The organism is Acinetobacter sp. AKBS16, from assembly GCF_002899995.1.
GTDB classification, from domain to species: domain Bacteria; phylum Pseudomonadota; class Gammaproteobacteria; order Pseudomonadales; family Moraxellaceae; genus Acinetobacter; species Acinetobacter baumannii.
The window spans coordinates 18,403-29,042 of the sequence record NZ_POYH01000055.1 but is presented as its reverse complement, the minus strand read 5'-3'; the positions used below and the strand labels follow the sequence as shown (position 1 = coordinate 29,042).

At 36.4% G+C, this 10,640-nt stretch carries 8 protein-coding genes; 4 read left to right on the top strand and 4 right to left on the bottom strand.

The features are described 5' to 3' along the window. The 3 genes from C1642_RS09565 to C1642_RS09555 all read left to right on the top strand — a co-directional run. On the top strand, positions 1-4,187 hold a 4,187-nt coding region (locus C1642_RS09565; protein ID WP_228153833.1), incomplete at its 5' end, for a beta strand repeat-containing protein. Between the two features lie 148 nt (positions 4,188-4,335). Next, positions 4,336-5,991 (top strand): hypothetical protein, encoded by a 1,656-nt coding sequence (locus C1642_RS09560; RefSeq protein ID WP_004736927.1) that lies wholly within the window; start codon positions 4,336-4,338, stop codon positions 5,989-5,991. Next, positions 5,988-7,712: a CapA family protein gene (locus C1642_RS09555; protein WP_000222010.1), complete on the top strand. Its 1,725-nt coding sequence runs from the start codon at positions 5,988-5,990 to the stop codon at positions 7,710-7,712. The genes C1642_RS09560 and C1642_RS09555 overlap by 4 nt, the downstream gene beginning before the upstream one ends. Here C1642_RS09555 and C1642_RS09550 read toward each other — a convergent pair. Beyond that, positions 7,709-8,425, bottom strand: a complete 717-nt coding sequence (locus C1642_RS09550; RefSeq protein ID WP_000722330.1) for a hypothetical protein — start codon at positions 8,423-8,425, stop codon at positions 7,709-7,711. The genes C1642_RS09555 and C1642_RS09550 overlap by 4 nt on opposite strands. Before the next feature lie 81 nt (positions 8,426-8,506). Here C1642_RS09550 and C1642_RS09545 point away from each other — a divergent pair, with 81 nt between their 5' ends. Beyond that, complete coding sequence (locus tag C1642_RS09545) at positions 8,507-8,836, top strand: MGMT family protein (RefSeq protein WP_004736925.1); 330 nt, start codon at positions 8,507-8,509, stop codon at positions 8,834-8,836. Between the two features lie 53 nt (positions 8,837-8,889). Here the strand turns inward: C1642_RS09545 and C1642_RS09540 are convergent, their stop codons facing one another. The 3 genes from C1642_RS09540 to greA all read right to left on the bottom strand — a co-directional run bounded on the left by C1642_RS09540 (position 8,890) and on the right by greA (position 10,636). Further along, positions 8,890-9,327, bottom strand: coding sequence for a universal stress protein (locus C1642_RS09540; protein ID WP_000966781.1), 438 nt, complete (start codon positions 9,325-9,327; stop codon positions 8,890-8,892). A 121-nt stretch (positions 9,328-9,448) separates the two neighbouring features. Then, positions 9,449-10,081, bottom strand: coding sequence for a CatB-related O-acetyltransferase (locus C1642_RS09535; RefSeq protein WP_000380747.1), 633 nt, complete (start codon positions 10,079-10,081; stop codon positions 9,449-9,451). Between the two features lie 78 nt (positions 10,082-10,159). Beyond that, positions 10,160-10,636: a transcription elongation factor GreA gene (gene greA / locus C1642_RS09530; RefSeq protein WP_001190204.1), complete on the bottom strand. Its 477-nt coding sequence runs from the start codon at positions 10,634-10,636 to the stop codon at positions 10,160-10,162. Positions 10,637-10,640 lie beyond the last annotated feature (4 nt).

Genomic DNA, 10,640 nt, shown 5'->3' with positions numbered 1-10,640 from the left:
ACCTTGCAGGTAACTTGGGTACAGGCGATGTACTCGATGGTACGGACGGCTTTGTGGTTGATACGCTAGCTCCGGCACCGGTGATTACGATTGATCCTGTAACGAATGCAATCACGATTGACTTTGGTGAAGCAGTTAATGCGGTTGATGGCAGTCCGCTTACGGCAGATGCGCTTGAGGGATTGCTGGACATTGCTAACGGCACATTGACCGGCCTTGTAGACAACGGCGATGGCAGCTTCAGCGGTACGCTGGTACCGGCTGCGGACTTTGAAGGCGATGTGGTTGTGAACGTACCGGCAGGTATTGTTACGGACGTGGCAGGTAATGCCAACCTGACTGCAACAGAGAGCCTTACGGTCGATACATTGGCGCCGACACTTGTAATCAGCGCAACTGATACGAATCTATCCTTGGGTGAATCGACAACAATCAGCTTTACGTTTAGCGAGGCGGTCAGTGGCTTTGATATTGATGACATCACGCCCGTAGGCGGTACGCTGAGCAATCTGGTCCAAAGTACAACCAACCCGAATGTCTGGACAGCTACGTTTACTCAAGACGGTACTCTAACTGCACCAAGCATCAGTGTTGCAGATGATGCCTACACGGACCTTGCAGGTAACTTGGGTAAAGGCGATGTATTCGATGGTACGGACGGCTTTGTGGTTAATACCATTGATGCTATTAATGATAATGTAACGTTTGATCCAGGTACGTTTGTAAGTACTATTTGGGACGCACCAATAATAGCTCAAGATATTAATGTTCTTGATACCTCTATTATTGGTGATACTTCAATGAATGTTGAGTTTTCTGTCCCTAGAAATAGCGCAGATATTGGTACAGGTCATGAAGGTGATGTTGTTATTCAAGTAAGCCAAGACAATTTGATAGCAGTTGCTTCCGGGTTTAGTGTATTAGTCGAATATTTTGATGGGGCTAATTGGGTACAATACACCACGGCTACAACTACAAATGGAGGTTTAATTGCTGATGCGCTTGGTTTAGGGGTTTTAGGTATTGTAGATGATGGCAAAACAATAGCTGTGCATCTAACAGGTGTACCAGAAGGTCAATATCGTGTTGTAGTGCAGAACGATAGTAGTGCTATTGGTGATTTATTAGATGATTTAACATTAGCACAACTAGGTGACCAAGGTATTTTATTAGGAGCTGACAATCAGGATGTTGTATTAGATGCGGTAGAAACTGCCTTAAATGGTCAAGTATTAAATTTAGGAACTCTAGTAAGAAATGTTTTAGAACCACTGTTAAATATTGCTAATGCTGCTGGTGAAACATTAGCTGTGACTGATATTGTCGCAGCAATTGTGAAAATACCATTAGTTGGTAGTCTTTTAGGTGGTGTTGATACTGTTTTAGATTATATTGCAGACGCATTGGTTGATAATTTACTTAGTGTACTTGAGTTTACCAATGTAACCATCAATGGTTCAGAAACTTATTACACTACACCACAAGTATCAGGTAATGTTTTTGATGACAATGGATCTGGAGCAGATGATCGTGGTAATAGTGATGCAGCACTTGTGACCAAAGTAGATGGAGTTGATGTCCCTACTGATGGTACAGATGCCGTGATTAAAGGTTTGTATGGTACCTTGTATATTAATAAAGATGGTGTTTATCGTTATGTGCTGAATGGTAGTGTAGATTCTAATGGTCAGGTAGATGATTTTACTTACACTTTATCAGACGGTACTCAATCAGATACAGCCGTTTTAACTATAAGTGTGGCAGATGTTATTGCACCAAAAGCACCAATTGTTTCTTCATTGGATGAAACCACCGTTACTGGTGTTGCTGGAGCTGCGGAAGCTAATAGTGTTATTAATGTCTATGGTGGTACAGACAGTGATGGCGATGGTATTCCGGATACATTACTTGGTACAACTACAGCTAATCCTGATGGTAGTTATACAGTCACGTTGAACCCTGCAATCGCTTTAGGGGACACAGTGGTTGTTACTTCAAAAGATGCGGCTGGCAATATTTCTACACCAACAATTGCAAGTCTGCATAATATTGTCGCGCTTGATGATCCTAACCAAACTAACTATGAGTTATCTACTACAGCAGATCGTCCAAATATTAGTGGTGGTATTTTTACTTTAGCTAATGCTGGTGTTCTTGGAGATTTAATTGATTTAGATCTGAGTGCTACATCCGCTCCTGGTGTGACTGTCGGTACAAATGAACAAATCACTTTAACATTAACGGCAAGTGGGTCTACTGGTTTAGATATAAGTGCAGTTGGGAATTTAATTGATGCTATTTTAGGTGGAAATATTGGTGGTAGTCTTGATTTGATTATTGCTAAACAAACATCAACAGGTAGCTATGAAGTTTATAATACTATTGCTAATGCATATACGTTAAACAATAATGTTTTAACTTTTACCGCGTCTGGTTCGCAATCCATATCTTTGGATGATGCTGGTGTCTATAAATTTATTCTTGCTCCAAATTCCTCAACCTCGAGTGCTTTAAGTAACTTATTATCTCTGAACTTATTAGGTAATTTAATATTATCGTCTAACGATGTAGTAGCAACCATTAACAATACAGATCTTATTACTGGTAATGTTTTATCTAATGATACTGCTGCACCGATAGGTTTAGATTTGTCAATTGTTTCCATTAAAGAAACTACAGCAGGTGTAGATGAAACTGTAGTGTCTGGTACTCCTAAAGTCATTGAAGGGATGTATGGTACTTTAACTATAGATTCAACTGGTGCATATAGTTATCAAATGACGGCTAATGCAACTGCCTTAGGTAAGGTTGAAGCATTTACTTATACCGTACAAGATAATGATGGTCATTCAAAACAGGCAACTATTTATATTCGTTTGGACTCTAATTTAGTTACATTAGATTGGACGGGTAAAACAGGACTAGAAGAAGCTAATAAGTTAGTAACGCAACTGACCGCTGATAATAAGGCTTCCGCAGGTACAGTTACTACTTTATTCGATCAGGTATTAAATGGTTCTGGTGATTCTTCAAATAGTATTCAGGTAACTGGAAGTAACGGTGTATTACCTACTTCACCTCCTGAGACAGGTAGTACGGCAATACCAGATGATTCTGGGCGTTTTACCCTAGGTGCAGGGCAAACAGCATATATTTCTTTCACATCAATATTACCATCAAATGTGACTCAAGACTTTGGCTTCTTAGGAGGAGGAAACCAAACCAGTGCTTATAATGTGGTTATTGAATTAGAGAGAGATGGAGGAACACTAGCATTCGATACTCAATTGGCCACTTGGACATCAACCACCAGTGGTACGAAGTATTATTATAAAGTGACTAATACAGGAAATTCGTCGGCTAACTATGATCTAAATATTGGTTATGGTGATGGTTCAATAGCGTATAACTGGACGAATACTACTGGTAAGACATTTGGTATTAATAATATTCAATTAGATATTAAAGATACAACATATACAGCATCTTCTGTATCAGGTGACCTAATTTCTAATGATATATTATATTCAAGTGTCTTTAAAATTGGTGTTGCGGCTGGATCGACTACGCCTAGCAATTATTTGGATGCAAATTCAACACCAATAGTAGGAGCGTATGGAACTTTAACTGTTAATTTAGATGGAACCTATAGTTATCAAGCTAATGGTAAAATTGCTGACCTTGGTAAAGATGATGTCTTTACATATAAAATTGAGACATTGGATGGTACTGTAAACACACAAACTTTAACAATTAAAGTAGATGCTGATAATGTTCTGATTGGTACGCCAGATGCTGGTACAACAGGGAACGATATCGCTGTTAGTCAATCCGCAAATGAAGTCTTCACATTAGGTGATGGCGCTGATTTGTTAATTTACAATGTACTTAACGGTTCAAGCCCAACAGGTGGGAATGGAACTGATCAGTGGTTAGATTTTAATATGTCTGAAGGCGATAAAATCGATGTTTCATCTTTATTATCAGGCGCTACCACAGATAATATTAATAATTATCTTAGTGTGAGTATTAGTGGGAATCAGGTTACTTTATTGGTTGACCGAGATGGTAGTAGTGGGGGTATTTCAACTCCTACCGCATTGTTAACTTTAACTAATGAAGACCACGCAACAAATCCTATTACTAGTTTAGTAGATTTGTTAAATAATAATTCAATTATCTATTAATAGAGAATTGACTCATCAGAAAAAGAGAACTCTAGGGTTCTCTTTTTTTATTTTTAAACAATACGTTAACCTAGCTTTGAAAGAGTTCATGCTATGATGCATTGAGAATTTTATAGAACAACAAATAACGGATAGGGACTTAATTCGAGTGGCGGTATTTTTAGACTTCAAAAGACAGCTCAAGCTTTGGTTAGAACATATCGTTCACCATGTTTCAGACCTTCAAGAAGAAACTATTTTATTTATATCATTTGGCCCTAAAGATCATAGATGTAGCGTATGGCATAGTGAAAAAACAGTGCTTACACAAGCAACTCTACAATTATTTGATTTTATTGATGATCAGTTTTCGCCAGATCAACTTCCAGACTACATAAAAATTGATGTTGCGTACAATTTAGAAAAGCAAAGTTGGAACCAAATAGAGCAGCAGGTTCATCACCAATTTCACAATAATCATTACCGCAGAGGTATTGGATTTGATGATTCCTGTTCGGTAGCTTTTCTGGAGCAAGAAATATATGGAAAAGCCATTATTCGGGGCTTAAGTTATGACAAGCCGAACTTTTTTGATGAAATAAATCTGAACTATGCAATTAAACAAAAATATCGTGCAACAAAGCCGGAAATTAGACTTCAGTCACTACAAGAAGTGTGGACTTTCGATACCTATGCAACTTTTTATGAAAATGGACAATTTATTAATTTAGCGAGTCGCTACGATGCAAATGGCATTAGAGCCATTGCTAGCAATAAAAAACAGCACTTTAGAGACCTCATTGAAAAAAATGCAGCATTTTTACATAGCCAGATTCAAGAAAATGGCAAATTCATTTATGGATATTTTCCTGCTTATGATCGTGATATACGGAACTATAATACGGTACGTCACTGTACTTCGCTTTACGCGCTTTTAGAGACTTTTGAAGTACAAGATAAACCTGAATACTGGCCTAAAATTGTTGCAGCAATTCAATACGCACTTACTACTTTCTATAAAGAAAAAGACCCAATAACTGCGTTTATGATTGATGGTAAAGAAGGGGAGCTAGAAATTAAATTAGGTGCAAATGCCGCAGCTATTTTAATGTTAACGAAATATCAAGAAATCACAGGAAAAGATGATTATTTAAAATATGCAGAGAAACTTGCTCATGGTATTTTAGAATTAGTAGATCCGGATGGATTAACTACTCATGTATTAAATTATCCAAATTATGATTTAAAAGAAAAGTTCAGAATCATTTATTATGATGGAGAAGCAGCATTAGCTTTATTAAGGTTATATCAAATTAATCAGGATAAAAGATTATTAGACACAGTTAAGTTAATGTTTGAAAATTTTATTCATAAAAGATATGAAAAATATCATGATCATTGGTTAAGTTATTGTACCAATGAGCTTACAAAAATGTGTCCTGAAGAAAAATATTTTATTTTTGGTTTAAATAACTATTTAAAACATTTTATTTTTATTCGAAATAGAAAAACAACATATGCCACTTTATTAGAAATGCTAATGGCAGCCTATAAAATGGTAAATCGTTTAAAAGAGCAAGGCCATAATGCACTTTTTGAACAAGCATATATGTCTGAGTTAAAAAAACTCATTACGTTTCGAGCCGAATTTCAAACCACAGGTTTTTTCTATCCGGAAATAGCCATGTATATGGCTCGACCAGATAAAATATTGCATGCTTTTTATGTACGGCATGACCGCTTTAGAGTAAGAATTGATGATCAGGAACACAACCTTTCTGGTTATATTGCCTACGTAAAAGATTTCGAAGGAGGGGAGATATGACTTACCCTCTATTTGAACTTAAGCTGCTAGCTGCTCTTGATCATGCTCAATTTGAAGAGGAAATTTGGGCATTTGAAATTGATGGAGACATTTCTACATTATTACTGATTGACTATGCATTAGAACAATTTCATCAAAAAAAAGTTCAAGCTGATGAAGTCTATCGGGTTCCTGAACAAAAAATTAAGAAAATTGGTAAACAAAATTTAGGTCTAGAAAAAAATGAATCATATACATTTGCCGAGCACTTACAATTCTTAATTTTTACTCAGGCAAATGATGTTAAAGATGCCTTAAGCAATATGCTGTTGGGTTCTGTTGAGCAAACACAATTGATCTTGTCTAAAAGAGCAGAAGATTACCAGTTAGCTTTAAGAGCACCTAATCAATTAAAAAATCTATTTTTGTTGGTAAAACACATTTATAGCTATCCAGCCGAGCTGAAAAAACTTTTCTTTATTAGAACACTTTCTTTTAAAAATAAAGTATATCAACCGATTACGCCTTTGCTTGCTCATCCGGTACTCACTTCGGTTTTATATATCTCACATACCTTTAGACAGATTTATATCACTTATTCCGAACATAACCGGAGCATTGGTTTTTTCTCTTTTCTGGATGATATTCACCGTCTGGAGCATTTGGTTCCTTACTATCATTATTTTCAAGAAGGGTATGTGGAGGCAAAAAAATATTCTTCTCAAACAGGCATTATCAATATTCTTGGAGATACCTATTTTGGTGAAATGTATACTGAAAAGCGTAAGTCTAGAGGGCAAACAGATGCCTTACAGCAATATGGATATCATTATTCATTTGAAAAAATACAGCCCTTTTTAGGTAAAAATGACATCAACATCGCTAATTTTGAAGCAGTATTTTCTTTAGAAAATCAATCGCCGTTAAAAGATAAAAAGCCATTTGTTTTAAAAGCAGATGCTAAAAAAACATTAGAAGAATTTAAGCGCATTCATCTAAATTATTTGGTTTTGGCAAATAACCATTTGAAAGATTACGGTGAGCAAGGATTAGCCTATACATTACAACAGTTGGATCAGGCGAGTATTTCTTATATTGGCGCTGGACTGAACCAGAAAGATGCTCACAATTACTTTGAAATCACTTTTGAGACTAAGCACTATGCGATTTTTAATGGTTATTGGCATAGAGACACAGCCTATCTGGATTATGACTTTTATGCGTTAGGATCAAGAAGTGGAGTAGCTTGCTTAAATGGCGTTTTACTTGAACAAATAATGCGTTATAAGCAGGCTCATCCAGAACGCAAAATTATTGTTATTTGTCATTGGGGTGTCGACTTTAAGCCTATTACAAAAGACCAAACTAAACTCGCGACTATTCTTACTCAAGCAGGAGCTGATCTGATCGTTGGTCATGGTGCTCATACTATTCAACCAATCCAGATCATCAATCAAAAGCCTGTTGTTTTTAATATAGGCAATGCAGTCTTTAATAGTGACGGTGAATATGAACAGCAAAATGCTTTGCCATTTGGCTGTATAGCTAGACTTGATTTGGCAAAAGATATCATTCGCCTTTACCCCATGTACACCAATAATTTACAAACATTTTGGCAGCCTTATCCTGTAGATGCGGAAGATTTCTCAAAGGCCAATGCTTACATGACATCTTTACTGACCCCTGAGAATTACATGGCATCCCAAGATAAATTAGGGAGATATCTTGAAGTTAAATTTTAAGGATATTGGTTGTAAGTCGATAAAATGGTTTGCAGTTGTACTGGAGTAAACCCTAAATTTCTTAAGCCACCACTACCTAATTTACATTCGGCACTTGTCATAATATTGGTTGGAGTACGTTTTGTAGCCTTCGGTGCACAAACATGTTTTAGACCAAATACATGCCCCATCTCATGCACACTACCAGCCTGAATATTATAATTTAGACGGTTCCAATCTAATAAAATAAAAGGTTTGCCATTATTACGAAATGCTCTACTTGTAACATCTTTAAATTTCCATTTTGTTGAGTAGGCATCATAAATAAAAACAATGACTTCTTTACTTGCAGTACGCTTAGGAAAACATGTATTTACACTGGCAGGAATCGTTTCAGTAGAAATGGGATAAGGCTGGTTAATTTGTTGTTTTAAATCACAATGTAACTTTGAGAACTCTTTGTAAGGGATATAACGGTTTAATTTGAAATTAAATATTTTCTTTCCTTGGTCATCTAAATAATATTTATTAAGGATGCTGATTTCTTTACGCATCTGCGTAAAGTTATCAAATTGTGCAGCAGAAGGATTGTTTGTTGTAAAAACGAAAGTTACAGGGACTACAGGTCTATTATTACCAGGCTCCTCTAATAAGTCTGGCTTTTGCAGAGGGGGACGAGTAGTACAAGAAACACACAGTAAAGTTCCACTGATCAACAGCAATATTTTTTTCATGCGATTTTCCCTTGAGCTCATCTTAGAGTAGGTTTAATTTTATTCAAAAATTTTTATATGATATGAATAATGTCAACGTTTATGGATTCCATTTTGACAACTCAGTATGAACTACATCGACAAATTTTAGAAGTCATCGCTTTGATTCCATATGGAAAAGTTGCAACTTATGGCCAAGTTGCTTGTATGGCAGGTTTACCTAAACATGCCAGATTAGTTGGGTATGTGCTTAAACATCTTGAGGCAGATCATCAGGTCCCTTGGTATCGTGTTATTAATTCGCAAGGTAAAATTAGCCTAAGTAAGTTTAATGAAAAGGGCGAAAATATTCAGCAGTTAAAGCTTGAAGCAGAGGGAATCTATTTATTAAATGGCAAAGTAAACTTAAAGGAATTTGCTTGGCAGCCTTAAAAGTATTTTAATAATTGCTGCCTTGCTCCATAAGCTAGACAGGCTTTTTAGTTTTAACGAACTATTAAAACCGGGATATGACTTTCACCTAAAACCTTTTGCGCAACACTTCCTAATACAAGTTTTCGTACACCCGTGCGGCCATGAGAACCCATCACAATCAGATCAGCATTAAGCTCTTGTGCAGCTTGAATAATTTCTTCGTGAACAACAAAACCTTCAAGTAATTTGGTTTCTACACTAAGACCTTCTTGCAAAAATTGTTGCTTGGCTTGCTCTAAAATATCTAGCAAATATGTTCTAGTACGCTCAATCAATTCATTGGTTTGCCCCGTCTTAACGTAAAGGTCAGCAATAATCGGGTCAAGTGCCATAACTTGTACAACCGTAATTTTACTGTTTAATGCTTTCCCAATTTTGATTGCTTCCTTCATAGCAACCATAGAAGTTTCAGAACCGTCAATTGGTACAAGAATATGTTGATATAACATGAGTTTATTCCTTATTGTAATGATGGTTATTTATTCAATACTTTATACTTCTTTTCTTACGATTTAAATTCGAGCACGTAATCATTTGTGTTTTTAAGCAAGAAATTCTTGCAAATATATTTTATTCGCTCTGTAATTTTTTAAGATGTGCTGTTAATGCATCTATATCATCCGTTTGTAAATATTCCCGCATTTTTAAAACTTGTTTTTCATCTAAATCATAAATTTTTAAAGCAAGTAGTTTTTCTATTTGCTCTTGAGGAAAACGGTATTTAATAATTTTTGCAGGTACGCCACCAACAATTGTATAAGGGGGGACATCTTTAGTGACCACAGCTCCAGTTGCAACAACAGCACCTTCACCGATTTTTACACCTTGCATGATCATTGCACGACTTCCAATCCAGCAGCCATCTGCAATTATAGTGTCACCAGCGGCTAAAAAACTTCGGGTGTCAAAGGGAAATGTCGATATCCAGTCTGGCCGATGAAGTTGGTTGCCACCCATCATAATCACGCATTCAGCGCCAAAACAAACAAAATTACCAATATAGAGCTGATCAATTGGCTTGTCTGGAGTAGAAGGCTTGTCATGTAGATATCGCACTACACAACGTTCAAAACCTTGATCCCAATATGCCGAGTAGTAAGAGTAATTCCCTTTAATATGGATATTTGGATTTTTCACAGTTTTGGAAATAAACTCAAATTCACACCAATGGCGGACTGGTGTGTTAATTAGAGGAGTATCCATAATTTATTATCCAAAGAAAAATGAGCCAAAACATATTAAATAAAAACCCCTCATGAAGAGGGGTTCAAGTGTATTACCTTAGAGATATTCTACACTTACAACTTCGTATTCCACTTCGCCTTGAGGGGTGGTAATTTTTACTTCATCACCTTCATTTTTACCCAAAAGGCCACGTGCAATTGGCGAATTTACTGAAATTTTATTGATTTTAAAATCAGCTTCGTCATCACCAACAATCTTATAAGTCTTGCGTTCTTCAGTATCAAGGTTTTCAATCGTTACCGTAACACCGAATACAACACGACCGTTTTGTTCTAAGTCTTTAACATCGATGACTTGTGCAGCACCCAATTTTCCTTCGATATCTTGGATACGGCCTTCGCAGAAACCTTGCTGTTCACGAGCAGCATGATATTCTGCATTTTCTTTTAAGTCCCCATGTTCACGTGCTTCAGCAATCGCTTGAGTAATACGTGGACGTTCAACAGTTTTCAGATGTTGTAATTCTTTCTCTAAGGCGATTTTACCTTCAGGGGTCATTGGATAACGTTGCATTTCG

Bases quoted from the DNA above. Each gene is read 5' to 3' on its own strand.
- C1642_RS09535 (WP_000380747.1), bottom strand. From the start codon at position 10,081: ATGGATACTCCTCTAATTAACACACCAGTCCGCCATTGGTGTGAATTT.
- C1642_RS09555 (WP_000222010.1), top strand. From the start codon at position 5,988: ATGACTTACCCTCTATTTGAACTTAAGCTGCTAGCTGCTCTTGATCAT.
- C1642_RS09540 (WP_000966781.1), bottom strand. From the start codon at position 9,327: ATGTTATATCAACATATTCTTGTACCAATTGACGGTTCTGAAACTTCT.
- C1642_RS09545 (WP_004736925.1), top strand. From the start codon at position 8,507: ATGGATTCCATTTTGACAACTCAGTATGAACTACATCGACAAATTTTA.
- C1642_RS09550 (WP_000722330.1), bottom strand. From the start codon at position 8,425: ATGAAAAAAATATTGCTGTTGATCAGTGGAACTTTACTGTGTGTTTCT.
- greA (WP_001190204.1), bottom strand. From the start codon at position 10,636: ATGCAACGTTATCCAATGACCCCTGAAGGTAAAATCGCCTTAGAGAAA.